Annotated in this window: 23 protein-coding genes and 3 pseudogenes; 15 read left to right on the forward strand and 11 right to left on the reverse strand. The window is 66.6% G+C overall.

All coding sequences use genetic code 11. The features are described from left to right. The first annotated feature begins 21 nt into the window (after nucleotides 1-21). A complete protein-coding gene (locus tag AB0B91_RS01840; RefSeq protein ID WP_358313710.1) occupies nucleotides 22-1,542 on the forward strand; it encodes a hypothetical protein in 1,521 nt (506 codons plus the stop codon). Nucleotides 1,543-1,780: 238 nt separating this feature from the next. Further along, nucleotides 1,781-2,701 carry a hypothetical protein gene (locus tag AB0B91_RS01845; protein WP_358313712.1) on the forward strand — a complete coding sequence of 307 codons (921 nt, stop codon included), beginning with the start codon at nucleotides 1,781-1,783 and terminating at the stop codon, nucleotides 2,699-2,701. Here the strand turns inward: AB0B91_RS01845 and AB0B91_RS01850 are convergent. The 3 genes from AB0B91_RS01850 to AB0B91_RS01860 all read right to left on the reverse strand — a co-directional run bounded on the left by AB0B91_RS01850 (nucleotide 2,698) and on the right by AB0B91_RS01860 (nucleotide 6,694). Next, nucleotides 2,698-3,228 (reverse strand): PadR family transcriptional regulator, encoded by a 531-nt coding sequence (locus tag AB0B91_RS01850; protein ID WP_358313714.1) that lies wholly within the window; start codon nucleotides 3,226-3,228, stop codon nucleotides 2,698-2,700. The genes AB0B91_RS01845 and AB0B91_RS01850 overlap by 4 nt on opposite strands. Nucleotides 3,229-3,316: 88 nt before the next feature. Next, entirely contained in the window at nucleotides 3,317-4,783 is a 1,467-nt protein-coding gene (locus tag AB0B91_RS01855; RefSeq protein WP_358313716.1) for a hypothetical protein, read from the reverse strand. Nucleotides 4,784-5,023: 240 nt separating this feature from the next. Then, a complete protein-coding gene (locus AB0B91_RS01860; protein ID WP_358313719.1) occupies nucleotides 5,024-6,694 on the reverse strand; it encodes an alpha/beta hydrolase in 1,671 nt (556 codons plus the stop codon). Between the two features lie 134 nt (nucleotides 6,695-6,828). On the opposite strand from AB0B91_RS01860, the gene AB0B91_RS01865 reads away from it, so the two are divergent. From AB0B91_RS01865 to AB0B91_RS01900, 8 genes and pseudogenes are all read left to right on the forward strand, one after another. Then, on the forward strand, nucleotides 6,829-7,848 hold the full coding sequence (locus AB0B91_RS01865) for a histidine kinase (RefSeq protein ID WP_358313722.1): 1,020 nt from the start codon (nucleotides 6,829-6,831) through the stop codon (nucleotides 7,846-7,848). A 22-nt stretch (nucleotides 7,849-7,870) separates the two neighbouring features. Next, a pseudogene (locus tag AB0B91_RS01870) lies at nucleotides 7,871-8,562 on the forward strand (response regulator transcription factor). Nucleotides 8,563-9,435: 873 nt separating this feature from the next. Beyond that, a complete protein-coding gene (locus AB0B91_RS01875) occupies nucleotides 9,436-10,602 on the forward strand; it encodes a glycosyltransferase (RefSeq protein WP_358313725.1) in 1,167 nt (388 codons plus the stop codon). Beyond that, nucleotides 10,599-11,918, forward strand: a complete 1,320-nt coding sequence (locus tag AB0B91_RS01880; RefSeq protein ID WP_358313728.1) for an aromatic ring-hydroxylating dioxygenase subunit alpha — start codon at nucleotides 10,599-10,601, stop codon at nucleotides 11,916-11,918. Before AB0B91_RS01875 ends, AB0B91_RS01880 begins: the two co-directional genes overlap by 4 nt. Further along, nucleotides 11,915-12,427 carry an aromatic-ring-hydroxylating dioxygenase subunit beta gene (locus AB0B91_RS01885; protein ID WP_358313731.1) on the forward strand — a complete coding sequence of 171 codons (513 nt, stop codon included), beginning with the start codon at nucleotides 11,915-11,917 and terminating at the stop codon, nucleotides 12,425-12,427. Before AB0B91_RS01880 ends, AB0B91_RS01885 begins: the two co-directional genes overlap by 4 nt. Nucleotides 12,428-12,434: 7 nt before the next feature. Further along, nucleotides 12,435-13,643 carry an MFS transporter gene (locus AB0B91_RS01890; RefSeq protein WP_358313734.1) on the forward strand — a complete coding sequence of 403 codons (1,209 nt, stop codon included), beginning with the start codon at nucleotides 12,435-12,437 and terminating at the stop codon, nucleotides 13,641-13,643. Nucleotides 13,644-13,646: 3 nt separating this feature from the next. Then, on the forward strand, nucleotides 13,647-14,033 hold the full coding sequence (locus AB0B91_RS01895) for a carboxymuconolactone decarboxylase family protein (RefSeq protein WP_358313737.1): 387 nt from the start codon (nucleotides 13,647-13,649) through the stop codon (nucleotides 14,031-14,033). Then, on the forward strand, nucleotides 14,030-14,566 hold the full coding sequence (locus AB0B91_RS01900; protein WP_358313740.1) for a hypothetical protein: 537 nt from the start codon (nucleotides 14,030-14,032) through the stop codon (nucleotides 14,564-14,566). Before AB0B91_RS01895 ends, AB0B91_RS01900 begins: the two co-directional genes overlap by 4 nt. On the opposite strand, the gene AB0B91_RS01905 is transcribed toward AB0B91_RS01900, so the two are convergent. Further along, complete coding sequence (locus tag AB0B91_RS01905) at nucleotides 14,509-15,165, reverse strand: NAD(P)H-dependent oxidoreductase (RefSeq protein WP_358313743.1); 657 nt, start codon at nucleotides 15,163-15,165, stop codon at nucleotides 14,509-14,511. The two genes, AB0B91_RS01900 and AB0B91_RS01905, sit on opposite strands and share 58 nt — an antisense overlap. 312 nt (nucleotides 15,166-15,477) lie before the next feature. Here AB0B91_RS01905 and AB0B91_RS01910 point away from each other — a divergent pair. After that, nucleotides 15,478-15,594, forward strand: a pseudogene (locus AB0B91_RS01910) (IS3 family transposase); the annotation flags it as partial. A 187-nt stretch (nucleotides 15,595-15,781) separates the two neighbouring features. Here the strand turns inward: AB0B91_RS01910 and AB0B91_RS01915 are convergent. Continuing rightward, nucleotides 15,782-16,189, reverse strand: coding sequence for a PIN domain-containing protein (locus tag AB0B91_RS01915; protein WP_358313746.1), 408 nt, complete (start codon nucleotides 16,187-16,189; stop codon nucleotides 15,782-15,784). Then, the gene (locus tag AB0B91_RS01920; RefSeq protein ID WP_358313749.1) at nucleotides 16,174-16,434 is read right to left on the reverse strand and encodes a type II toxin-antitoxin system prevent-host-death family antitoxin; all 261 of its coding nucleotides are present in this window, start codon (nucleotides 16,432-16,434) and stop codon (nucleotides 16,174-16,176) included. The genes AB0B91_RS01915 and AB0B91_RS01920 overlap by 16 nt, the downstream gene beginning before the upstream one ends. 501 nt (nucleotides 16,435-16,935) lie before the next feature. Between AB0B91_RS01920 and AB0B91_RS01925 the strand changes: the two genes are divergently transcribed. Further along, nucleotides 16,936-17,163 carry a hypothetical protein gene (locus AB0B91_RS01925; RefSeq protein WP_358313752.1) on the forward strand — a complete coding sequence of 76 codons (228 nt, stop codon included), beginning with the start codon at nucleotides 16,936-16,938 and terminating at the stop codon, nucleotides 17,161-17,163. A gap of 75 nt (nucleotides 17,164-17,238) precedes the next feature. Here AB0B91_RS01925 and AB0B91_RS01930 read toward each other — a convergent pair whose 3' ends face one another. The 5 genes and pseudogenes from AB0B91_RS01930 to AB0B91_RS01950 all read right to left on the reverse strand — a co-directional run bounded on the left by AB0B91_RS01930 (nucleotide 17,239) and on the right by AB0B91_RS01950 (nucleotide 20,132). After that, nucleotides 17,239-18,327: a hypothetical protein gene (locus AB0B91_RS01930; protein ID WP_358313755.1), complete on the reverse strand. Its 1,089-nt coding sequence runs from the start codon at nucleotides 18,325-18,327 to the stop codon at nucleotides 17,239-17,241. Continuing rightward, on the reverse strand, nucleotides 18,324-19,004 hold the full coding sequence (locus AB0B91_RS01935) for an IS3 family transposase (protein ID WP_358315661.1): 681 nt from the start codon (nucleotides 19,002-19,004) through the stop codon (nucleotides 18,324-18,326). Before AB0B91_RS01935 ends, AB0B91_RS01930 begins: the two co-directional genes overlap by 4 nt. Beyond that, nucleotides 18,984-19,276 (reverse strand): annotated as a pseudogene (locus AB0B91_RS01940) (transposase); the annotation flags it as partial. The gene AB0B91_RS01935 and the pseudogene AB0B91_RS01940, both read right to left, overlap by 21 nt. A gap of 152 nt (nucleotides 19,277-19,428) precedes the next feature. Further along, nucleotides 19,429-19,578 carry a hypothetical protein gene (locus AB0B91_RS01945; protein WP_358313758.1) on the reverse strand — a complete coding sequence of 50 codons (150 nt, stop codon included), beginning with the start codon at nucleotides 19,576-19,578 and terminating at the stop codon, nucleotides 19,429-19,431. A 287-nt stretch (nucleotides 19,579-19,865) separates the two neighbouring features. Next, nucleotides 19,866-20,132: a winged helix-turn-helix domain-containing protein gene (locus AB0B91_RS01950; protein ID WP_358313761.1), complete on the reverse strand. Its 267-nt coding sequence runs from the start codon at nucleotides 20,130-20,132 to the stop codon at nucleotides 19,866-19,868. A 96-nt stretch (nucleotides 20,133-20,228) separates the two neighbouring features. On the opposite strand from AB0B91_RS01950, the gene AB0B91_RS01955 reads away from it, so the two are divergent. From AB0B91_RS01955 to AB0B91_RS01965, 3 genes are all read left to right on the forward strand, one after another. Then, nucleotides 20,229-20,450: a hypothetical protein gene (locus tag AB0B91_RS01955; RefSeq protein ID WP_358313764.1), complete on the forward strand. Its 222-nt coding sequence runs from the start codon at nucleotides 20,229-20,231 to the stop codon at nucleotides 20,448-20,450. A gap of 771 nt (nucleotides 20,451-21,221) precedes the next feature. Next, a complete protein-coding gene (locus AB0B91_RS01960) occupies nucleotides 21,222-22,757 on the forward strand; it encodes an aldehyde dehydrogenase family protein (protein WP_358313767.1) in 1,536 nt (511 codons plus the stop codon). Between the two features lie 107 nt (nucleotides 22,758-22,864). Next, the gene (locus tag AB0B91_RS01965) at nucleotides 22,865-24,181 is read left to right on the forward strand and encodes a CehA/McbA family metallohydrolase (protein WP_358313770.1); all 1,317 of its coding nucleotides are present in this window, start codon (nucleotides 22,865-22,867) and stop codon (nucleotides 24,179-24,181) included. Nucleotides 24,182-24,194: the final 13 nt, after the last annotated feature.

The following is a 24,194-nucleotide window of genomic DNA, read 5'->3' on the forward strand; positions in this document are numbered from 1 at the left end:
CGAGCCAACCGTAGATCAATCATGACCCGGCTGCGGCATTTCCTCTTTTCGGTCGACGTGGAAAGTGCGCTGACGAACTCCGTATCATTCATGATCGTGGTTCTCTTGGTGGTCCTGGGCATCCCGACGGCGCTCGTATGCGGCTCGATATTCTTCGCGACGCTGTCGGCTCCTCGTGGCCGGTGGACTCGTATGAGCCTGTATCCCCTGGTCGGGGGAGCGGTCGTGGCGACTTTCGGCATCGCGGTGATGGCGCTTACCGCGTGGTCCACGCAAGAGGACAAGCACTATGACGACTTCGATTCGGCATTGATCGACCTGGCAGGCATATTCGGTGGAGCACTGCTGATTTTCGGGTTGGGCCCCTTCGTCCCATGGCTGCTGGGACTGCTCCGGCGCCCCGCCGACTTTCTGCCTGCCGTACGTCATGTGTGTGGCGCACCCGCCCGAACCGCGGCGGGAGTGGCGACGACGATGGCCGCGGCCGCCGTCGCGACAGCGCTGATGATCATCGCACCTGCCATGACGGCGCAGGGAAAGGCGGACTACTATCCCGATGCCCGGCCAGGCGCACTCGTCGTGGAGGGCTTCTCCGCAGGTCAGACGGCCACCGTGCGGGCGGCCATCCAGTACGAGTTACCCGGCGTACCCATCGCGGAGAAGAGTGCTGATCGCGGACCGGGCTTCCTCAATGTGGGGACCGACTACGGCACCTGGCCTGATCCCTATATTGGTGACCAAGCGTTGCTGCGTTACCTCACGGGCGACCCTTCGACGCCTTATGACAAGGGCACGGCCGTGGTGGTCTCGACAGACAACGAAGAAACCGACTCCGCGGAGATCCGGTACTCCTCGTCCGCGACCGTCGGCTCTCCCGTCACCAAGGCCATTCCGAAGATCACCATCAGACCCCCTGATCCCCGTTTCGGAAGACTCTTCATTCCCCGCGAGATGGTGCAAGACCTTGGTTTCCAGCTACAGCCCGATCAGTTCATCATCGACCCTTCGCACTATCACGTTTCGGCGACCGAGCAGGAGCGACTCGACCGCCGACTGGGCGGAATCGCCGACACTTACGTCGAGCAGGGATATCAGGCACCGACCGAATGGCTGTACGTCGTTACGCTGCTGATTCTCATCGCCCTCGCCGGCGCGCTGGCCGCCACCCGCTCGGCCGGCTCGGCGCGCATCCTGCTACGAATCAGCGGCGGCTCAGTCGCGGCGCTGCGGTTCCTCATCAGTTGCCGAGCGGCCGTCGGCGCGGCATGCGGCACGGCGATCGGCGCGACCGCCGGGTGCGTCATCGGCCTGTTCCTGGTATGGCCCATGACCACCTCGATCGACTGGGATCCGCCCCCGCGAGCACCCTTCGAAACCCCATGGACGGCGATCGCCATACTGATCGCCTCCCTGCCCGTACTCGCCGCCGTGATCGCGGCCCTTGTCTCCCCCACCTGGCTCATTCGGTCGGCTCGCACCTCGATACGCGGTCCCTTGGCTGCTCCCGGGCCGCAGAAGATCGCTCCCACGTCAGAGCTCTAGCAGGGTGTCCGATCGGTGGGGACGTCGCTCATGCGAGTCCGGCTCAGAGACTTTCGGCCATGGGACGACAGCCGCCGAGGCAGGCGGGAAACAGAAGTGAGCACCGCCACCAGCCGCCGGTGATCGCTAACGTCAGATGATCGAGAAGAGCCTGCGTGCAGGATCGAGTGGCGCTCCACGATGGCTAAATCTGGATAGACCCGGGCATGGCTGACGGGCTCCTCCTAAGATCCAGCCCATGAGGAAGGACGACACCGCCGACATCGCCAGATGGCTGTGGCACGAGGTGGACCCCGGCGACTGGTCCGGCGAGGCGCTGCGGCTGCTGGGCGAGGGGCGTGGCCGGTTGGTGCCGGTACAGGAGCATGAGCGGCAGTACGCCGGCGACCGCGAGTTTCGCGGTCTCGTCGTCCCCATTTCCTTGGAGGGAGAACCGTCCACCGCGTTCCGGCGGCACGCCGAGGCAGTGGAGAACGCGATCGGCGCTGCCAACAGCGTTGGCAGTCATGGCCCGACAGGCCCCTGGTACGAGCGGTCGCCGAATTGGGGAGCCCCTTTCCTGCGCTGGCGGCGGCCAGGCACCGAATCGCTTGAATTACGCGCCGCCGAGACCGGCGCGGAGCTTTCCCTGCAGCCGACGGAGCCGTATGAGGAATGGCGGGCGGCCGCGTTCGAGTGGGGAGAGCCGTCGCATTCGCCGGGTGGTTTCGTCATCGAGTATCTGGACGCCGCAAATGAGGGGCTCAGCACGCCGGGCGGGTTGCGGGTGCCTCGGTGGGCGGCGCTGCCACCTTTGCTGTCGGCGTTCGTCCGCACGTTGCCCGCCGAGACGTGCGCGATCGGCAGGAACGTGAGCGTGACCGTGTTCGGGGGAAATCGCCAGGTTCTTGCCATCCATTCCGCCGAGCGACTGACCGTCGTGGGCTGGTTCAAGTACTTTGTGCCGGACGAAGGACTGGGCTGGTCGCAGCGGGTCGAACGGACCGTGCGATCGTGGACGTTCGACGCGGGCGGTCCTGGCGAAGTGGATGGCGACTGGCTGGCACGACACCTCGTCGAGATTCTCAAGACGGAGAAAGTGTCCTCGATGGCGAAGCTGGGAAAGCATGTCCACAGCCTGGAGAACGCCCACACGGTGCTCCTCGGCCTGGGGTTCTAGCACGACCCACTCCTTCGGTGAGTCCAGTTCCTCTCACATGCCTCGAGCCAGCGCAGGTCCGCCTGAAGCCGGAGCACGATGCCCTCCAGCAACAGCGCCGCGTCCGAGCGGTCCGGCTCGGCCATGGCGGCGCGCTGGGCGTCACGCAGGCGGCGCAGCAGTTCGCGGCGCTGGGTGTCGACGATGGTGATCGGATCGGCCAGCCCGGCCGCCGCGGCCGCTATCAGCTTGAGATGGAACTCCGCGAGGTCACCTCTTGGCCAGTCCACCTCGGCGATCCACTCGGCGACTCGCTGTTGACCGCTGGGGGTGAGCGCGTACACCTTGCGATCCGACCGGTCGGAGCCCTCGGCAGACCTCTCGACCTCTAGCAGCCCGGCCTTTTCCAGCCGGGTCAGCGTGACGTAGACGTGCCCGGCGTTCATCGCGTCACCGAGAGGGCCGAGCGCGGCGCGCAGCCGCGCTCGCAGCTGGTAGCCGTGCGAGGGCTCCTTGGCCAGCATCGCCAGCACCACTTCTTGCTGCATTGGGCCCTCCCATAACCGTTATCCCACTATATCTAACGGTTAGCCCTGGCGGCGGCAAGCACCCCAAGCACCCCAGACGCTGGTCGGCTCACCTTCCTCGTGTCTCGGCTTCGTCTGCGGACATGGTGAGGCCGCCGCCGCTCAGGCTGAGGGAACGGATCGCCTCAGGGACTCCTGTCAACCGTGGATCGGTGGCGCCATGGAAGGCGGTGTCACTCACCTGGAAAAGATGAGGGCTCTTGAGCTCCAATCCGCACAAGTTCCAGAACTCGTCCCGCTCGACCTGGGGACGTGGCGGCACGGCCAACTGGACCAGAGCCGAGCCGACGTGTGGATGTTCATACCGAGTGTGCGCAGCCACGTATTTGGCCAGCCGCAGCTCGGCCTCCGCAGGCAGATCGGCGACCGGCCCTCTCACCGGCTCGGAGCCCCGTTCTGTCGGCGGTATCAACGAGTTGACCCACTCTCGAGTCGTCCCGTGGACCTCGCCGGCGAGATCGCGCAGGTGGCCCGCGAACCAGAGAGCCAGGCCAGGTCCTCCTTTCCGGACCCAGTCTTCGACCAGCCGACGGAATGCCTCCTCACGCCGGCTCGCCCGGCGATGCGTGCTTGCGGCAAGGATGGACTCCCCCGCGCCGGCGAACGCCAGGCACAGAGGCCGGACCGGGGTCTGACCGGCATGGTGGGCGTAACGCACCATACGGATCTCCAGCATCGCCTGGTGCAGGATCGTCGCAGCGGCCAACGAGCTGTCGTCCAGCGGCTCCTGCAGTCGCTGCCGCGGTGTCCGACGAGATGGCCGTGGGCCGGTCGGGGTTCGCGCATCGAGGGCCCGGCCCGCCGCGGACAGGTGCCATGCCAGATCGTCCGGATGGACGGTGGCACGAACCGCCCGCAGGATGCCGCGTTTCCCCATGCCGATCGCTACCTGACCCGTCCCGCAATCTATGGTGATCGCGGATGAGTCGCGGGAATCAAAGTGTGTATCGGTGACCTCGTCAAGCCACAGCCATAACTCGGCGACTTCGCCGGCCGGCCGTTCAGCGGTATACCGGCGTCGGGCGGCCACCGCCAGGATGCCCGTCAACCGAGTGCCGATCCGTTCCAGCACCAGCGAGCGAACCTCGGCGGTGGCCAGGTCGTAGTCGACGCCGATCCCCGCAGCGACCTCCGTCGTCAGCGTCACCATGGGCGCTCTCACGACGCCCTGGTGATCACGGTGGTGACGGTCGGTCTCCATCGGCGCCGGCAGCAACGACTCCAAGTCGTACCCGGCGATCGCCGACTGCTCCACCATCCACGTCCGCCGTTCCACGCCGAGAGCGGCCATCCACTCCAAAGCGGCACGTGCCCTCCAATCACGGCCCCACGATGTTCGGGCGGCCAGTGCGCGGAACAAGGGAAGGGTGTTGTTGTCCCAGACGTCGGAGACCGTGTGAATGGTTTGGCGATCGTAGGTCCTGGCGTCCGCCGAAGCCTCCGCCATCTGCACAAGCGAACGGTCCAGCAACGCACCCAACGCGCTCGCCGCCATCGCATTCCCGATCATTCCCACACAGATCATCATGCATCGCGACTCGGAGTCAGAACTCCGGTCTCGATGCCCTCGTCCCGGCGGGGCCGGCGCCACTGCACGCGAGCCGTCAGGCGGCGATCCAATCGCCGAGCTGGGAGGTGACAGCCCTTCAAGGGCTGCCTACCCAGGATCTCTCAATGAGCCGATCGCGCGATGCCGGTTCACCCAGCCCCAGCTGCGCTACCAACCGTGTTGAGTCAGCTCTTCGGCCTGTACGGGCTACGAAACCGAGCGCGTCGCCTCAGCTTTCGCGGGGGTGAAGGTCCAGCCCGGCAGGCCGGGCAGTGGCCCGGTCGGCAGCGGACGGGCCTGCGGGCTGGACGCCTGGTCCGGCGGTACGGCGGCGCACCGGGCCCCCTTGGCGGGCACGATGAGCGACACCAGGTAGCGGTCGAACGCGCTGGTGACGCACTCTCCCCGGCCGTAGATATGGTGGCCCCAGCCTTCGTAGGTGAGGAGCCTGGCCTCGCGGCCGATCTGCCGCGCGGCACTCACCGCCCACGGGTATCCGGTGGCGGGGTCGTGGAGAGCGTTGACGAGCAGCAGCGTCGGGGTCGCATCAACGTGCAGGCGACGCTGCGGGTTTGGGATCGGGGTGGGCTGGCCCAGGCAGTTGACGGTCAGCAACATCGCCCTGGGGCCGTAGCGCATGTCTGGCGCGATCTTGGCCGTGGTGCGAAGGTGGCTGGAGTACTCGCGGTAGTCGCGGATCGGCAGATGGAAGTCCTGGCACATGATCTGAACGGTGTTGTTGTACGTCTCCTCCGCCTGCGCGGGAGCCGCTGACATCAGTTGCGGGGTCGCGGCGCCGGTGTCGATCGCCACCAGCACCTCCGCCAGTTCTTTCCAGTAGGGCCCGTAGAAGGCGCCGATCACCTCGTTCTCGAGGACCATCCGAGGAAGCGGCGTGTCGGGTTGGCCGGGCACGTGTAACTCGCCCCGGTCGGCGCGGGCCCGCAGGTTCCCCCAGAACGCGCGAACGTCCTGGCCGTGCTGTGCGCAGGCGGTGTCCTTGGCGCACCAGGTGACGAACTCGTCGAAGGAGTCCTGGGCGGTCCATGCCACGGACCTCAGGAACGCGGTGGTGCCGAGGCTGTGGTCCGCGTTGCTGTCGAGGGCCAGGGCGCGTACTCGGTGGGGGAAGCGTTCGGCGTACTGCTGGCCGATCAGAGTGCCATACGACAGGCCGTAGTAGGTGAGCTTGTCGTCGCCGAGGGCGGCGCGCAGGACGTCCAGGTCTCGGACAACGCTACCGGTGTCGACGTGGTCGAACAGCGGCCCCGTACGGGCTCGACAGTCCTGCCTGACCTGCTCGTTGTAGGCCAGCCACCGGTCGAAGTCGGCCTGGCTGCGCATGATGGCCTCAGGCGCTTGTCCGGCGAGGGCCACCGAGCACAGGATCGGATGGCTGCGTCCGACACCGCGCGGGTCGAACCCGACGATGTCGAAGCGGCTGGTGATCTCCGAGGTGAAGCCGAACGTCTCCTCGAGCACGGCGCGGACGCCGGAACTGCCCGGCCCGCCGGGGTTGACGACGAGGGAGCCGATCCTGGCGGCCGGGTCGGTGGCCTTGCGGCGGGCGAGCGCCAGCTCGAACGTCTCGCCTGTCGGGGCGTTCCAGTCCACGGGCAAGGTCAGTGTGCCGCACTCGACCGCGGAGTTCTCCGCGCACGGCGTCCACGTGATCGCCGCAGAAGCCGCTGGTGGGGCGATGGCCGGGGCCGCAACCGCGGGTGGTGCGGCGAGCAGTGGGAGAAGCAGCGCAAGCAGGGCAATGATCAGAACGGGTGGTCGGCTGAAGGGGATGCCCTTGCGCATCGGTAATTGTCCGATACCGGCGGTAAGGGTCTTGGCCAGCCGCTCGGCGGTGACCGCGGGGATGGGTGTCATGCGTTCATCGCACCGTATGGCCCCGCATCCGGTCACTACAGGTATGTCGAGGGCCGGAGTAGGCGAAAGCCCACTCGGAAGAGTCTGGTTGCCCGCACTGCCTGAAGATCGCGCAGTGCGTAGCGTCTGCAGGCATGTACCACTCTGCGGCGCTGGCCGGGTTCCGGCCGATCCCCGCACGCCCGCCGGGGGCCGGGCTCCCCGGCCCGCGGGAGCCGATGCTGTGGCGTGAGATCGCGTTCGCGCTGGCGCACATGCTGATCGGCTTGTTCTCTTTCGTCGCCCTGATCACCGGCGCCTGCTTGGTCTTCGCGGGGACCGAGGGGGTGTTGGCGCTGTCGGGCTTGGATAGGCCGCTGGTCCGGAACCCTTCGCAAGCGCCGGTCCTGGTACTTATAGGGCTGCTGGTCGTGGTCGCCTCGCCGTATGTGGTGACGCTGGCGGCCTACGTGCAGGGGGCGCTGGCCACGGCGCTGCTCTCGCCCCGGGTGGAGGAACTGCAGACGCAGGTGGCGTCGCTGGCCAGGGCCAGCATCGCCGAGATGGACCGGTTCGAGGGCGAGCGGCAGCGGATCGAACGCGACCTGCACGACGGAACCCAGCAGCACCTGGCCACCGCGGCGATGCGCCTGGGCATGCTCGAACTGGAGGTACGCGAGACGTTCCCGCCCGGGCCGGAGCAGGACTCGGCACTGGAGTCGCTGGAGGCGGTCCGGCGGGAGAACGAACTGGCGCTGGACACCTTGCGCGACGTCGTACACGGGCTACGGCCACGCACCCTGATCGACGACGGGCTCGGCACCGCCCTGCGCGAACTGGCACGGCGCGTACCCATCCGAACCACCGTCGACGCCGAGAGCGTCGGGCGCTTTGCCCTGCCGGTGGAGTCGTCGCTGTACTACATCGCCAGCGAGGCGGTCACCAACGCGATCAAGCACGCGACGCCGGACCACATTCACATCGAGCTGGCACAGTCATACGAAAGGATCACGCTGACGGTGTCCGACAACGGCCTCGGCGGCGCGAACTCGGCGCACGGCACCGGAATGGTCGGCATGTACGAGCGGGCCGCCCTGCTGTCCGGCGAGCTCATCGTCGACAGCCCACCGTGCGGCCCGACCAGGATCATCGCCGACATCCCGCGCCCGTACTGATCACATGTCACACAATGGCACCATGCGTGTGGTGATAGCCGAAGACGCGGCCCTGATGCGAGAAGGCCTGACCGCCCTGCTGCAACGCTTCGGCCACCAGGTCGTGCACGCGGCCGAGGACGCCGACGAGCTGCTGGAGGCCGTCTCTGGCCACCGTCCCGACGTCGTGATCACCGATGTGCGAATGCCACCGCGCAACCTCGACGACGGCCTGAGGGCCGCACTGGCGATCCGCGCCCAACACCCCGACACCTGGTGCTGTCGCAGTACCTCGGCGACGCCTACGCGGCCAAACTGATCGCCGAGCCCGCGAACCGCCCTCGCGGCGGCGGCGCCGGCTACCTCCTCAAGGACCGCGTCGGCCGGGTCACCGACTTCATGCACTCCCTCGACGTCATCGCGGGCGGCGGCATCGTCATCGACCCCAAGGTCATCGGGCACCTCATGTCCTCCGGGCGCCCTCACGCGCTCGACACGCTCAGCGAGCGCGAACGCGAGGTCCTGGGCCGGATGGCGACCGGAGAGACCAACGCCCACATCGCCGCCGGCCTGCACATCACCGACGGCGCGGTCGTCAAGCACATCGGCAACATCTTCGCCAAGCTCGGCCTCCAAGCCCAGGACGGCAACCGGCGCGTCCTGGCCGTCCTCACCTACCTCCAGGCAGCCCGGCCGGACCTTGGGATGCGCGTCTTGAGCGGCGAGGCGAGGTAACCGACTCGCGACACCTGTAACCCGCCACGCAACTCTTCACTTTCTGCGATCAGTCAGTGGCATTATGAAATCGAAGGTCGAAGCCCGACCCGCGATAGGGATGCAGGTTGCTTGCCTTATCGTCAGAACCAGCGACTACGAGCGCGCCACCGTTCGTAAACTCGGGAGACGTTCGGATAATAACGTCGCGAATAAAGCCCCGAGGCTTTATGCATGTGGGTGGAGCAGGATCGACTAAAGGTCGCCGCGGGCCTGGCCAGCACAGCGGTGACCGCCGTGAGGTTTTTGAAACCAGGGCTTGGCACCATCCAACCGGGTCGGCCCGGCAGCTTCAGCACGTTGCTGCCAGCGATGATCCGTTCAGGGCGTTTGTGCTGATGAAGAAGTGTGGTCAGGGACAGGGTCGAACTGCCGATCTTCCGGTGGACGGTGGCCGGGTGACCTCGGGCTCGCCGACTGAGCGGGCACTGACTCTGTCGCGGGACGCTCATGTGTCGCGTAAGACGTCCCATAGCCGTCATTGACGAAGTTGCGTCAAGCAGAGTGGTGGTAGCTGACAATTGCGAGGCGTTGACATCGATTGCACATCCCGGCAGGCTTTGCGTAACTGCCTGGGGCAGGTGGTGAACCCGGTTTTTTTCGAGGTTGTTCCGAATAGCGTCGATCGATGTGTCCCCTCAGCGATGGTGGGGAATGCGTAGAGCCTCGTAACAGTAACTGGACGTCGACGGTCTCTTTCGCCTGCCGTTCGTGCGTCGCCGTCTCGACTCGTTTCTGAAGGCAGGGAGGTGTCGCGGTCTTGGCTGCTGTGGCGCATCCAGAGCCAGATCTTGAGTCGGTTTGGTCGTCTTCTTTCGATGGATCGGAGATCTGATGCGCGTCGCCCTCCTCACCACGACTCAGCATGGTCACCTGAACCCGTATGTTCCGGTGGTCAATGCGCTCCGAACTGCCGGCAGTGAGGTTGAGCTGCTGCTGTTGTCCGCGGACGGTGGCGCGCTCGACGAGCAGCGTCGCCAGGCCCTGGGCAAGGCCCAGGTCCACGCGATCGGGCAGGTCGAGATGGCGCCGTGGAGCGGCGACCCGGCGAAGATCGGCCCGATGCTCCAGTCGTCGCCGGTGGCGGACCAGACAGCTGACGCGCTCCGTGCGACGGCGCCGGACTTCGTGCTCGTCGATTCGCTGCCGGTCACGGCGTCGGCCATGGTCGGCGCACAGGCGTCCGGCGTGCCGTACGGGATGATCTGGGCAAATCTGGGTGGAGTATGCCCGAGCGAGCATCGACGAGGTCGCTGGCCGTACGACGAGCAGGTCGGCGACTATCTGACCGGGCACGGGGTGCTGTGGTCGACCCGGACTCATTCGGCGCGTTCACCGATTCTCAATTTGATGCCGACGATTCCTGCTCTCGTCGGGGACGACGCGGTCACCGACGACGGTGTGCAGCTGGTCGGGTTGCCGGGTGCGGCGGGGACCCGCGGCGACGAGGTCGCCTTCTCGGGCCTGGATCGGATCGACCCCGACCGCCCGTTGGTGTACGTCTCCTTCGGCACGATCTTCTACCGGCGGCCGGACCTGCTGCGCACGGTGATCACCGGGGCGGCGGCGACCGGTGCACAGGTGATCGCCGCGGTAGGAGATCTCGCCGAGGAGCTCGCGCTGCCCGACGAAGTGCTCACCGCCCCGTATCTGCCGCAACGTGAGGTGCTCGAGCGCGCCGACGTGTTCATCACCCATGGCGGATACAACTCCGTGGCGGAGTCGATCCGGGCGGCGACACCGATGCTGGTGATCCCGCTGGCTGTGGATCAGCCTGTCCAGGCGTACTTCGTGGGTAGCGCGGGCTTCGGGACGGCGTTGGAGCCGGCCGGCGTCACCGAGCAGGCGGTCGCTGACGCCGTCACCGATCTGCTCGATCCCGCCCGGGACTACCGGGCCCGGCTGCGCGCCGCGCAGCCGGAGTGCGGCGATTCTGCCGTTCGTACGGCAGAGCTGGTCATCAGCACGGTCGAGACGCTACAGCGAAAGGGAGAGCAGTGACGATCGAACCGCGGCGGCCGGTGGGCGACCCGATCGTGGTCGATGATCTTGAGCGCCTCTCGTTCCGGGTGGATCGCCGCGCCTACACCGACGACGACCTGGCCGCACAGGAGATGACCAGGATCTTCGATCGCTGCTGGTTGTACGTCGGGCACGAATCGGAGGTGCCCGGGCCGGACTCCTACGTGGCACGCGACGTCGGCGGGCGCCCGGTGGTCATGGCGCGCGGGTCCGACGGGGTGATCCGGGTGTTCGCGAACAGCTGCACTCACCGCGGGGCTCTGATCTGCTCGCAGCCGGCCGGGCAGGCCAGATCGTTCCGGTGCCCGTATCACGACTGGACGTTCTCCAACCAGGGCGACCTGGTCGGGGTCCCGATCCCGGACGGGTACGGGCCAGGCTTCCGGAAGGCGGACTTCGGTCTGGCGCAGCACCGTAGTGACGGTTACCGCGGTTTCGTGTTCGTCACCTTCGATCCGGAGCAGCCGCGCACCTTGACCGAGTACCTGGCGGGTGCGACCGAGTACCTCGATCTGATCGACGACCAGTCCGAGGTCGGGATGGAGGTGATCCAAGGTGCGCAACTCCACGGAGCTCGGGCCAACTGGAAGCTCATGATGGAGAACAGCGTCGACATCTACCATTTCCGGGCCCTGCACAAGCGTTACGTCGGCTACATGGAGTCGCTGGGGTCGGTGCCACCACGACGACGAGGCGGCTTCGGCTGCGCCCTCGGACTGGGGCATGGAGCCAACGAGCTGCCACCGGCGGCAGCCCGCCCGCTCGCCTACTGGACGCCGATGTTCGGCGCCGAGGTCCGGCCGCGGATCGAGGCGACGGCCGCACGGTTCGTCGACCGGTTCGGCGCCGAACGCGCCCAACGGATCACCGGCACCAATCGTGCGGTGCTGATCTTCCCCAACTTGATGATCATCGACGCGATCGCGATCACGATCCGCAAGATCGACCCGATCGGCGCCGGCCAGATGGCCATCACCTCGGTCGCCCTGGCCCCCAAGGACGAGGATCCGGACATCCGCGAACTCCGCAAGAGCCACTACCTGACGTTCCTCGGCCCCGCCGGCTTCGCCACTCCCGACGACATCGAGATCGTCGAGTCGTGCCAGCGGGGTTATCTCAACCGCGCGGTCCGCTACTCGGATCTGTCACGCGGCATGAACAAGGAGGTCCCGGAGACGACCGACGAGCTTCCCGCCCGCGAGTTCTGGCGGCAGTGGGACCGGCTGATGCACGGCGACGACGGTCACCTCGAGGTCGCTCACCGGGCCGAGATGCAAGGGGCGGAATTACGATGATCACCGAGCTGACGGTCGACGAAGCGGCCCAGGTGCGGTTGTGGCACCGGGTGAGCCAGTTCCTTTTCCGTGAGGCGCGGCTGCTCGACGAGTGGCGCCTGCTCGAGTGGTACGACGAGATGCTGACCGACGACATCCGCTACTCGGTGCCGGCCACCGACGTCCGCGGCGAGACGGCCGATGCGCTCGGCCTCATCGACGACGACGCCGCCCGGCTACGCCAGCGGATCGAACAACTCCTCAACGGTGAGGTGTGGTGCGAAAACCCTCGGTCGCGGACGAACCGGATGATCAGCAACGTGGAGATCCTGACCGATCGGGGCACGCACCTCGACGTGGCGGCGAATGTCATCGTGTACCGGTTCGGGCACGGGCGCTCTGACGCCTACGTCGGAAAATGCCGGTTCGAGCTCGTCGTCGAGGGCGAGTCGTTCCGGGTCCGGAGACGGGTCGTGGTGCTCGACCACGAGACGTTGTACGAGCACGGAAAGCTCAGCATCATCCTGTGAGCGGACAGTGACGGCGGCGGACCCTGGCAGCGTCCCACCCGTTGCCGCCGCCCAGCCGAGTCTCCCTCGCGAGGTCTACGTCCTCAGTGTCGTTGGTGGCTGCGTCATGCTGGGCCTGGGACTGGTGCTCCCGGTGCTCCCGGTGTACGCGGCGACGTTCGGGGCCGGGCCCACCCAGATCGGAGCGCTCGTCGCCCTGTTCGCGTTGATGCGGCTGGCCACCAGTCCGTTCTGCGGCCGGCTCGGAGTTCGTTTCGGGGAGCGGCGAGTCCTGGTCGCCGGCCTGCTGTTATGCGCGGCCTCCTCGGCCCTGACGGCGTTCGCCGGGTCCTACGAGCAGCTGCTCGTGTTCCGCAGCCTCGGCGGCGTCGGCTCAGTGCTGTTCTCGGTGTCCGCACTGGCGACACTCCTGGCGATCTCGCCGGCCGACCAGCGGGGCCGGGCCAGCGCCGTGTTCGAAGCAGGCTTCCTGCTCGGCGGGATCTGCGGACCAGCACTGGGCGGGCTCCTCGCTCTCATCGCCCTGTCCGCGCCGTTCCTGGCGTACGCCGTGCTGTTGCTGGCCGCCGCGGTACTGACACTGGCGGTGCTCCGCACCGGCCGAACCGCCGGCGCGGAGCCTGGCCGTGACGTGGTCCGGCTACCGGTCCTGCTGCGGGATCGACGTTACTTGGTGGCTTGCCTGGCGGCGTTGGCGCAGGGATGGGTCTTGTTCGGGCTGCGCAGCGCACTGGTCCCCACGGTGGTTGTGGCGTGGCGACATGACGTGACGTGGGTCGGGTGGGCGTTCACGATCTCCGCCGTCGTTCAGGCGTTGCTGATCATGCCGGCCGGCTGGGTTGTCGATCAGGCCGGCCGCCGGCCCGCCATGATCGCCGGCACCGGTGTGGCCGCGGCGGCGATCACCGCCTTGGTGTTCGTAGACGGGTACGCCTGGCTCGTCGTCCTGCTCAGTGTGTACGCGGCGGGATCAGCGCTGCTCAACGCCGCACCGGCCGCGCTGATCGGTGACGTCGTCGCCGGCCGGGCCGGCAGTGGCGTCGCCGTCTTCTCGATGTGCACCGATGTCGGCGCCGTGGTCGGACCGGTCGTCGTTGGGCTCATCGCCGAGCGGGTGAGCGTTCCCGCCGCCTTCGGCAGCGGCGCCGCGCTGCTGGTCGTCGCCTTCGTGGCGTCGTGGACGTTGACAACTGTTCGGCCAACACCAAGGAGTTGATCGATGGACCAGCCGTCTGCCCGACATGAGCGGGGTGAGGCCATGTTCCAGCAGGTCTTCGGCCGCGAACCGCGACCGGGTTCCTACCCGGAGTTCCTGCAGATCACCGTCGACCACTTGTTCGGTGAGATCTGGACCCGTCCGCACCTGAGCGTCGAGGAGCGCGAACTGGTCGCGCTGACCGCGGTCACGCTGGCGCGGACCGACTGGGAGTTACGCGGCCACATCGGTGCCGCCCTGCACCTCGGGATGTCGCGAGAGAAGATCGTCGAAGTCATCATTCAGCTCGCCTACTACGGTGGGTGGCCGGTCGCCAACAACGGGCTGCGCGTCGCCCAGGAGGTCTTCGCCGAGCTGGACGGCGCCACCGGAAAGGACGGCGGACCATGACCAGTGAACCGTCTCCCCTCGACCCGGCCGAGAAGGTCGACCTGTGGCGCCAGCGGTTCTTCGAGGCCCAGGCGGCCGCGGAGGAGTTCATCCTGGGAGAGCACGGCGAAGAAGGCCTGGCCGCGTGGATCCAGGCGAACTCCCGCATCACCGCGCAGCTACTGCAAGCGCAACGGCCCGACGGGGTATCCGCCACCGATCACTTCATGACCCGGCTGCAGCGTCAGCTGTTGCTGTACGACTCGGCAGTGACCAGTGAGCCCCAGCCTTCGGGCACCGTCCTGCGCAACGCCGACTGCGGGATCCTCAGGTACCGCAAACAGGCCGCCCGCGCCGGCGTCGTACTGACGTTCTCGTCACCGTGCCCGTACTGCCAGGAACTCAACACCGCCATCGCCGCCCGCTACGTGGAACCGGACGTCACGGTGTCGTGCGAACAGGCGGGCGACGGGTGCACCTGGCGCGCGGAATCTCCTCACGCTCCAGGAGAGGACGCGGCCGGATCACCGCACCGCGGACGAGCCGGTGATTGAACCAACGGCAGTGCCGTGCGGTCGTTGACCGGCGACCGGCTGACGTCGAGCGTCATGCCGAGTTGCCGGCCCACGGCCACACACAGGTCGAGCGCCGCGGTGCGGGTCAGGTCTTGATGATCGTTCTGGGTGAAGCACGCCGACGCCACGTTCTTGTTCCGTAGGCGCAGGTACCACGGGAACAGCGATCCCAGTGCGGGCTCGGTCAGCATCGTGCGCGAATGCACGATCGTCCCCACCAGCAGGTTGCCGAACGGGCGTTGACTGGCGTTCATGAAGCTCTTCAAGCGTTCCTGGAAGATCTTCAGCACCGCGGGTACGTTCCCCGCGTACACCGGCATGGCGAGCAGCATCGCCTGCGCACCCTCGGCCAGATCGACGACATGCTCGAAGTCGTCGTCGAGCGTGCACCGGCCCACCTCGGGATCAAGGCAGGTGTCCTCGCCTTCGCACATCGCGATGCGATGGTCGATCAACCGAATCCGCTGGATCTCCGCGTCACCGACCTCCCGGACGACGCCGGTGATCGCCGCCTCGAGCAGCGCGTCGGTCAGCGACGGGAGACGCTTCTGCGTGCAGGATAACGCAACGATCTTCATCCGAAGGGTCTCCCCTGTCCGCTCAGCGCCGGCGAAGACCGGCCACTTGACGAAGCCCCCGTGGCCGCGCACTGAGGCAGCCTCAACGTACCCACAATTGAGCACTACCGAAAGGGGGATCAAAAAGGCCACGAGCAGGCGCCCTCACCGCCGTCGGGCTGTGACACCTGACTTTGTCGCTTGAACCGCGCCGGGTTTCGTGGAGACTCTGATGCACCCCGGCTTTCGTCGAGTTGCTTTGGTCTCCTTTCCAGGAGAGGTTGGGGTGGCAAGGAGATATCCCCCTGAGTTCCGCCGCAAGATGTCTGCTTCGATAAGGCCGTCATCGAGTCGTTCTAGGGGCGGATGCAGACCGAGCTGCTCAACCGCAAGCGGTGGAAGACCCGCATCGAGCTGGCCAATGCGATCTTCGAATACTTGGAGATCTTCCACAGGGCATGGGCGTTCTTGCTGGTCAATGCTGGTGGTGAGGGGCAGGGTCGAACGGCCGACCTTCCGCTTTTCAGGTGTGACGATAAGCCTGATGGGCCGCCTCGACCAGGTGCCGACAGGTGGCCAAGAGTGCCCTACGTGTGGTCTTGGTGGCCGATGTTGCCGTCGGGGTTGCCGTCGTCACTCAGCGAGGAACCACCTGCGCGCGGACGCCTGGAAGATCATCGAAGGCGGCCGAGGCGTCCATTGTGATCACTGTTCTCGCAGTGGCCGCGGCCGTCGCTGGGATCAGCAGATCGTACGCTCCCCGCGATTTACCTTCTCGCCGGACATGCGCCATGAGACGAGCATGGACTCTGGCGACGTCCGTTGTGTACTCCTCGACGGGAATCAAGGCCAGGACTTCGTCCACGAAGGCCTGGCGATTGGGTCGTCGGGCCGCATCGGCCATCTCCACGCCGACGAGCAGTTCGGCCACAGTGATCGCCGCAATGGCCACGTCATCGGCGTCTTCGATCACGGCGTCCACGAGGGCCTTGCCTCGCTCGGCGGCGATGAGCACGCCCGTGTCCAGGATCAGGCGTCGGGCCACGTGCTCCTCATCTCATCGTCGATCGCCTCACGGGCCGCCGCAACATCAGCCTCGAAGTCCGCGTCCAGCCTCCCCGCGTTTCTGGCCAGAAACGCCTTGACCATACGCCCTGGCGCGGTAGGCGCAGGGCCGATCACGGCGATTTGCTTCCCGCCACGAGTCACCACGATCGTCTCCCCGCGCTCGGCCTCGTCGAGGACGGTCGAGAAGCTGCGAGACGCTTCGGTGGCAGTCATCACCTTCATGAAATCAGATTATCTGATCCAGTCTCATCTGGATGGCCGTCCGCTGCGTCCGTTGCCGTCAACGGACACGAAAACGCCCCGCAGCGATCTTCGCTACGGGGCTTCCCTGCTGGTCAACAAGTATCGTCAGGGGCAGGGTCGAACTGCCGACCTTCCGCTTTGCAGGCGGACCGATCGCCCTGCTCGGCTGATCGAGGTCGTGGTCAGGAACGTGTCGGTGGTAGCCGCTGTGAGCCCGTGTGCGGGAACGTTGCTGTCAGCACTGCTGTCATCAGCCAATCGGGACTTCCAAGATTGTGCAGTGTGGCGAGACCATGTCCTCATGTCAGGGACTGAGTTCGCCGGCGTGACCAAGGACAAGGATCGTGGCGTCACCTCCAACGGAGGACTGTATGAGTTCTGGACCGAGGACTCCGCCCACATCTACCTGCGCGACACCGACTTCAGACACCCTGACGTACCAGCCCGGCAGGCCTCTACGATCCGCAGTGGACTCCACCCGTGCTGTCGAAGACGCCTGTTGTGGTCTTCCGGTACGAGGATGTCCGCCTCGTCGAGTGGCGCGAGGATCAGGAGGGCCATGACTGCGTGACCGCTAACCCCGATGCTCCACCTGGGCAGGTCGAACTCTTTGACTGGGACGGCGCCGACCTGTTCACCCTGCACACCTTCACGCTGTGCCTAGCCTTCCACGCACCACGAGCAGAGGTGACCGTACGCGCGGAGTAGAGTAAAGAGCTCACCACGGTCCACCTATCCACGCTCCAGGCCCTCTCCACCTTCAGAGGCCGGCCATGATGGGGATCAGTCCAGCCTGAACCGGTCGTACATCGCCTCAAGTTGAGCTTGACGTTGCGAGTCGCCAAGGATGATCCGGATTTGCACAAGGTGCCCGTCGGCGTCGTGGTCGGCAGCGACAGGGAAGAACCCATCTCCCCAACTGGTCATGAAGCACATCGTCCGGGTGCCACCGACCTCGATCGTTCCGGCCTCGTGCTTCGCAGCTCTGACCTTTGCCATGATCTGCCAGTGGTGGGAGTGCGGTCGGAGATCAACCGCGATCATCCTTTCCGCAACAGCTTGCTTCCACTCCTGCAAAGCGATGGCACGGTCGACTGCCTCGCTGACAGGCAGGTCCGCCCACCCATACACCCCGTCCTCCCCAGGATGTGTTAGGAGGGAGGCGCCGAAGCTGACAGCGGCCTCCTGTACCGATCGTCCCCAGAACGCAACGTCGGCCATGCCGTCGATCGGCTCCTCATGCCGCCACGATGCCAACCCATCGGCATCGATGAGGCTGAGCCGAGCCGCGTCCACCCCGACATGGCCCAAGAGTCTGGTCGATGTGAGCTGCGTGGAGCGCATCCTCAGGGTGACCGACTCCCATCGCACACCGATGTCCCCGTAGTCCCGGGAGGTCGCTGTCACGGCAATTTCCTGATCGGTGGGTAGACCGCCGATCGCCACGACGGGAACGCCGTTCATGATGAACTCCGAACCGCCAGCCCGCACCGCGTGTTCGACACGTTCATGGTGCGCTACCCGGGGTTCTTGACGTTCCAGCCAGGCATTGAACCTATGTTCCTGGCAGTGCTCGGCGAAAACGCCGACCATTTGCTCGACCCCATGTCCGGGAATGTCATAGAGCCACGTACCCGCCTGGCGATTGAAGGATCGAGCGGCAGTCTCGGCGTCAGGGCCTACCACAGTCAGGTCAACCGACGCGCGAATACTCTCACGCAACGCCAGGTCGTCTACCGCGGAGAGCATGACCTCGTCCACTGCCGGAGGCGCGTCCCCCGACCACAAGTTCAGATAGCCGGTATCGGCAACCACCAGTCGCCCAGACGGGCACGTGATAAACCCCAGCGATGTCGGGGCATCAATCGTCATTGAGGAAGTATGCCCCAACCTCCTCCGGGTTTGATCAATAACCCCGCATGTCCACCTACCAGTCCACATGCACGGCGGCTAATGGTCTGGGTGCATTGTCCAGCGCGTCTCCGACCGTGCCGATGGAGGCGTCGATGCCGGCGATCATCAGGTGGACGGTGAAGCGGAAACAGGTGTATTTGGCTGCCGGCGTCCGAGTGATGAACCAGGCCAGGCCCGGCGGGACGTCCGGTGCGGTCGCGCCGCCACAACGCCATGTCCAGGGCGTCCAGCACCAGGTCGGCGCGCTTGGACAGCGTGGCCGTCCAGCCGACGATCCCACGGGAGTACACGTCGACGACGAAGGCGACGTAGACGATTCCGCACCAGGCGTGAATGTAGGTGAAGTCGGCGACCCAGACCGTGTTCGGCCGGGGCGGGGTGAAGTCCCGCTTGACCAGGTCGGCCGCCCGCTGGTGGCCGGGATCGGCCATGGTGGTGCGGATCTTCTTGCCCCGGCGGGCTCCTTGCAGGCCCAGGGTGCGCATCCGTCGCTCGACCGTGCACCGCGCGACCTGGTGGCCCTCGCGCAGCAGTTGCCGCCAGACTTTGCGGGTGCCGTAGACGCCGTAGTTGGTGGTGTGGATGCGTCTGATGTGGTCGTCCAGCAGCTCGCGGTGTTCGTCGATGAAGGTCACGAGTGCGTGTGTGGCCGGTCGAGCTCGGCCGCGAAGAAAGCCGAGGCTGCCTTCAGGATCTCGTTGGCCCGGCGCAGTTCGGCGTTCTCCCGCCGCAGCCGCTTGACCTCCTCGGCCTTATCGGTGGTGGTGCCAGGTCGCTGTCCTTCGTCGATCTGGGCTTGGCGGACCCATTTGCGCAGTGTCTCGGCGGTGCCAATGCCGAGCTTGGCGGCGACCGCGTTGATCGCGGCCCACTCGGTCGAGTAGTCCGGGCGGACCTCAGCGTCCATCCGCACCGCGCGCTTCCGCAGTTCGGCAGGGTAAGGGAACTTGGCGGCGAGGCCCTTGGCGGTAGGGCCGTGGCGGTAGGGCCGTGGCGCACGACTTCGATGCCGAGGGCTGCACCGCTGTCGATGACCATGGTGTGGTGAGCGCTGCCGGGTCAGGCCTTTGTTGGCTGGGGCATGGCGACCTTGGTCAGGAGCGGCAGCGTGGCGGTGTTGTCGGACACGCTGCGGGTTGTGGCCAGCGCTGCGAGGAGCAAGTCCAGGGCATCGGGGACCATCTCCGCGCGGGGATGGTCCCGGCTCAAGCGGACGTGCTGCAGCGCCGACGAAGGGTGCTGCCAGGCTTCGGGGCACGCTCGTCATTGTCGTCACGGAGGTGTTCACGCGGTTCACCTCCCACCCGAGGAGGGCGCCAGGGGAGCAATTTGGGATCCACCGCCTTGCGGCTACCTCAGATTTCCCGCACCCTCCCCGGGAGGTTCGGCAAGGTGAGAGGCGCCCAATCGACTCGAATCGACATCCCCGACCTCTCCGGTTTTCCTTCACACCGAAGAGGTCACCCACGGACGGCCGGTGGGGCACGGCCTGGCGCCTAGTCTGTGGATGCTTGGTCCTCGGCGTGTTTGGTGTCGTTGGGCGCGCTGACGAAAGTTCCCTTGCCCAGGACCGAGTAGAGCGTGCCGTCGGCAAGCAGGGCATTGAGTGCTCGGCGGGCTGTCCCTTTTGACACGCCTAGTTCGACCGCCAGTCGGGGCTCACCGGGGACAGGCATACCCGGTTGGTACACGCCTGCTGCGATCCTGCGCCGGATCTCGTCGGCCACGGCCTGCCAGCGGAGCTCATCAGGCTTGAAGTCCATAAGGCAACGTTAGGAACCCAAAGGTTCCCCTTCATTCATAGGGGTACCTCCAGGTACCCCTAGGCAGGACTAGGAAGGTTGGCGTAACCTTCGGTCATGCAGCAACCTTTGGGCTACGACCTTGATGCGCTACGCGCCACCTTCCCCACCTGGTCGTTTTTCCGCAGCGACGCGGGCGTGTTCTATGCGACCCGGCGCGGTGTCCAACTCCGGAATGCCGACATAGACCGGGGGCTGCGCCAGACGGTGAGCGCAGACGACGTGGACACGTTCGTGACGATGCTTCGCGACCAGGCCCAGATGCCGGTGCGGTCGTGAACCGTCCATCCACGCATTTCGACTATCACGGCTTGCACGTGGCAACCCCGAACCCGGAGGCGCTACGAGTGGACTGGGAGCAAAGTCGGCCACGCTGTCATCGGCTGAGAGTTCGCGAGCACACGTGCGTGTGTGAGTACCCGATGTTCGAGCTCTGCACGGCCGGTGGGTTGTGGTTCGTCCGGTGCATCCTCACGGAGGCCGCCGCCAGCATTCTCGAAAGTACGTGGCTGCCCGCCCGTGCTACCCGGGATCTGTGGTTTCAGATCTTGACAGGTCAGGCGCGATGAGGCAGGGACGCCCTTGCCTGCTTGGAAAAGGTGCCTGCCATCTGCATGGCACCTCGCCTGGCGTGACCCGGTCGGTGCGCAAACGGCAGGGAACAGATTGTCGTTGTGCGCGCATGTCGACCAAGGTCTGAAGGCGGTTGATGGTGTTGCTGTCACTGCGTTGTCGGAAGCGCTGTTTGTAGATCTCGCATCGCTCCAGAGCAGGACGACGAGCCGGCTGCTGGTCAGGGGAAGAGTCGAACCGCTGACCTTCGCTTTTCAGCCAGACGGTCAACGCCCGGGGAGCGCGAGGGGCCGGGGCCCCTCGCCGGGGTTTGGGGCGCAGCCCCAATAGACACTGCCTGAGCGCAGCGAAGACCGTGCTTGTAAGCAGGGAAGGCAGCCTGAGCGCAGCGAAGACCACGGTTGTGGGCCTGAGCGTGGTGGAGGGTGTCGTTGGGGGATGATTGGCTGTGTTGAGGACTGAATGAGGAGGGCACCGGTGACCCGTCAGATCGTCTCCGTTGTGGGTGGTAAGGATGCCGCCGGCACCGACACCTACGAATCGACCAACCCCGCACGCATCACCGAGGTCGTCGCCCGGGTCGGCCTGGCCGATGCGCAGACCTTCGCCGATGCCTGCCGGACCGCCAAAGAGGCCCAGCGGGAGTGGGCCAAGGTCCCGGCTCCGGTGAGAGGGCGGGTGATCGCGTCGATCGGGCGGCTGGTCGAGGCCAATGCCGAGGCGCTGGCGCACCTCGTCACGCAGGAGATCGGCAAGCCGTACGCCGAAGCCCTGGGCGAGGTGCGGGAGATCGTTGACACATGCGACTTCTTCCTCGGCGAGGGTCGCCGCCTGTACGGGCAGACCGTGCCGTCGGAGATGCCGGACAAGAAGCTGTTCACGTTCCGCAACCCGGTCGGGGTGGCGGCGGTGATCACCGCCGGCAACTTCCCGGTCGCGGTGCCGTCCTGGTATCTGGTTCCGGCGCTGCTCTGCGGCAATGCCGTGGTGTGGAAGCCGGCCGAGTACGCGGCGGCGTCCGCGCATGCGATGTACCAGTTGTTCGCCGCCGCGGGGCTGCCCGACGGGGTGCTGAACATCGTGTTCGCCGACGGTGTCCAGACCTTCCGGGGGCTGGAGCAGGCGCTGGAGGAGGGCACGGTGCACAAGGTCGGGTTCACCGGGTCCAGCGAGGTGGGCAGGAAGATCGGGGAGCTCACCGGGCGGCACCTGCAGGCGGCCTGCCTGGAGTTGGGCGGGAAGAACCCGATGGTGATCATGCCGGACGCCGATCTCGATCTGGCCGTCGAGGGGGCGTTGTTCTCCGGGTTCGGTACGGCGGGTCAGCGCTGCACCAGCCTCGGTACGGTCATCGTGCATGAGAGTGTGCACGCGGCGTTCGTCGAGCGGTTCGCCCAGGCCGTACAGAACGCCAAGATCGGCGACCCGGAGCAGGACGTGCTGGCGGGACCGCTGCTCGACCAGAAATTCGCGGATCGGTACGAGGAGTACCTGACCTGGATCCAGCCCCACCACCAGGTCGTGTCAGGAAATGTCGGAAAAATCTCCAAAGAAAGCCCGCGCCGCGACTTCACCGGCGACGGCGGCCTCTACTACCACCCCGTCGTGGTCGATGGCGTCAAGGCCACCGACCAGCTGTTCCTGGAGGAGACGTTCGGGCCCATCGTGGGCGTGACGACGTTCGAGACCATCGACGAGGCCATCGAGTTGGCCAACCTGCCCGGCTACGGCCTGTCCAGCTCGATCTACACCACCGATGCCAGGCACGCGTGGAAGTTCCGCGAGGGGATCTCCGCCGGCATGGTCAGCGTCAACAACTCCACCTCCGGCGCCGAGGCGCACCTGCCTTTCGGCGGCAACGGCAAGTCCGGCAACGGCAGCCGCCAGTCCGGTATCTGGGTACTCGACCAGTTCACCCGCTGGCAGGCGATGAACTGGGACCACTCCGGCCACCTGCAGAAAGCCCAGATGGACGTCGTGGACATCGCACCGGATATGAGCTTCCGGCTCTAGATCCTTCTACCTTGAAGGAAGAAAGCCACCCTGCCGGGAAGCGCGGGCTTCCCGGCAAGTGATGGTCGTGTCACGATATCGGCGCCTTCGATTACAGGGAGAAGCCGATGAGTGACGATCCGACACCGTTAAGGACGATCAAGACCAAGCGGACGCTTCGGCTGCGGGCAGGCTTCCCCTGCCGCTGGAGCGTGTGGAGCGCCAACGGCAAAGGCTGGTTCCCGCGCGACACCCCACCGGCGCGCGACCTCGACGGCCTGCCGTACTTCCACGGCGACGACCTGGTGCTCGACGTCCCGCGCGAGCCGCTGACGATCAGGGCGGCCAGGGGCATGGAGTACGGCTCGGCGGAGACCACGCTCGTGCCCGGCGACGGCGAGACGCTGGTCGAGCTGGCGCCGCAGCGCATCTACGACGCGGCGGCGCGCGGCTGGTATGGCGGTGACCTGCACGTCCACCTCAACCGGCCGTCCCGGTGGGTGGCCGACTCGCAGCACGGCGAGGACCTGCACGTGATCAACCTGCTGCCGGGCGACGAGCAGGACATGGCGGCCGTCGAGCACTGGTCGGGCCGCGATCTGCCGTGGTCGGACGAGACGCACGTGGCCCGGGTGGACCTCGCCCACCACGCGCTCGGCCCCGAAAGGTGCCACGACACGGTGCGGAAGCTGCGCGAGCGCGGCGCGCTCATCGGCTACGCCAACGCCTTCTACGGCCCGGTCGAGACGCCCGAGCAGCTCATCGGCGCGGGCGATCCGGAGTACGATGCCCGGTTGTCGGTGGTCGACGCGGCGCTCGGCCTGGTCGACAGCTTCTGTTCGGCGATCGGCTCGGACCGCGCCTACCGCAGGCTGATCGGCGCGGGCAACCGCGTCGCCGCCGTCGCCGGTACGGCCCAGCGGCTCGGGCCGATCGGGCGCGAACGCACGTACGCGCACGTGGACGGGCGGCTGACCGCCGAGTCCTACGCCGACGCGGTACGGCACGGCCGCACGTTCGCCACGACTGGACCGTTCCTTGAGCTGTCGGTCGAGGGCCACGGCCCCGGCGCCACGCTCGACCTGACTCCCGGCAGCAGGGTGCGGGTCATCGGGCGGGTGATCGGGCCGCTGGTGGAGAACGTACGGCTGCTGACCGCCGACGGCGAGCTGGCCGCGGGGCCGCCCGGCGAGGTGACGGCGGAGCTGACGGTGATCTGGCCGACCTACGTGGTGGCGGTCGCCGAGGGCGGCGGCCAGGTACGGGCGCACACGAGCCCGGTCTATCTGGACGTCGAGAGCCGGCGGGTGGCCAGGGAGGAGGACGTGACCTTCTGCCTGCGCTGGCTGGAACTGCTGGAAGAGCTCGTCAAGGACCGGGTGAGCGCCGACTACCTGGCGGTCATGCAGGAGGCCCGAAGGGTCTACCAGTCCCGCCTGGCGTGAGAAACGGAGGAAC

This window comes from Nonomuraea sp. NPDC049141 (genome assembly GCF_040648415.1).
In the GTDB taxonomy this organism is placed as follows: domain Bacteria; phylum Actinomycetota; class Actinomycetes; order Streptosporangiales; family Streptosporangiaceae; genus Nonomuraea.

What these genes read in the sequence shown, in the direction of transcription:
- AB0B91_RS01840 (WP_358313710.1), top strand. Translation starts at nt 22, where the DNA reads ATGACCCGGCTGCGGCATTTCCTCTTTTCGGTCGACGTGGAAAGTGCG.
- AB0B91_RS01845 (WP_358313712.1), top strand. Translation starts at nt 1,781, where the DNA reads ATGAGGAAGGACGACACCGCCGACATCGCCAGATGGCTGTGGCACGAG.
- AB0B91_RS01850 (WP_358313714.1), bottom strand. Translation starts at nt 3,228, where the DNA reads ATGCAGCAAGAAGTGGTGCTGGCGATGCTGGCCAAGGAGCCCTCGCAC.
- AB0B91_RS01860 (WP_358313719.1), bottom strand. Translation starts at nt 6,694, where the DNA reads ATGACACCCATCCCCGCGGTCACCGCCGAGCGGCTGGCCAAGACCCTT.
- AB0B91_RS01865 (WP_358313722.1), top strand. Translation starts at nt 6,829, where the DNA reads ATGTACCACTCTGCGGCGCTGGCCGGGTTCCGGCCGATCCCCGCACGC.
- AB0B91_RS01875 (WP_358313725.1), top strand. Translation starts at nt 9,436, where the DNA reads ATGCGCGTCGCCCTCCTCACCACGACTCAGCATGGTCACCTGAACCCG.
- AB0B91_RS01885 (WP_358313731.1), top strand. Translation starts at nt 11,915, where the DNA reads ATGATCACCGAGCTGACGGTCGACGAAGCGGCCCAGGTGCGGTTGTGG.
- AB0B91_RS01895 (WP_358313737.1), top strand. Translation starts at nt 13,647, where the DNA reads ATGGACCAGCCGTCTGCCCGACATGAGCGGGGTGAGGCCATGTTCCAG.
- AB0B91_RS01900 (WP_358313740.1), top strand. Translation starts at nt 14,030, where the DNA reads ATGACCAGTGAACCGTCTCCCCTCGACCCGGCCGAGAAGGTCGACCTG.
- AB0B91_RS01905 (WP_358313743.1), bottom strand. Translation starts at nt 15,165, where the DNA reads ATGAAGATCGTTGCGTTATCCTGCACGCAGAAGCGTCTCCCGTCGCTG.
- AB0B91_RS01920 (WP_358313749.1), bottom strand. Translation starts at nt 16,434, where the DNA reads ATGAAGGTGATGACTGCCACCGAAGCGTCTCGCAGCTTCTCGACCGTC.
- AB0B91_RS01930 (WP_358313755.1), bottom strand. Translation starts at nt 18,327, where the DNA reads ATGACGATTGATGCCCCGACATCGCTGGGGTTTATCACGTGCCCGTCT.
- AB0B91_RS01950 (WP_358313761.1), bottom strand. Translation starts at nt 20,132, where the DNA reads ATGGACTTCAAGCCTGATGAGCTCCGCTGGCAGGCCGTGGCCGACGAG.
- AB0B91_RS01955 (WP_358313764.1), top strand. Translation starts at nt 20,229, where the DNA reads ATGCAGCAACCTTTGGGCTACGACCTTGATGCGCTACGCGCCACCTTC.
- AB0B91_RS01965 (WP_358313770.1), top strand. Translation starts at nt 22,865, where the DNA reads ATGAGTGACGATCCGACACCGTTAAGGACGATCAAGACCAAGCGGACG.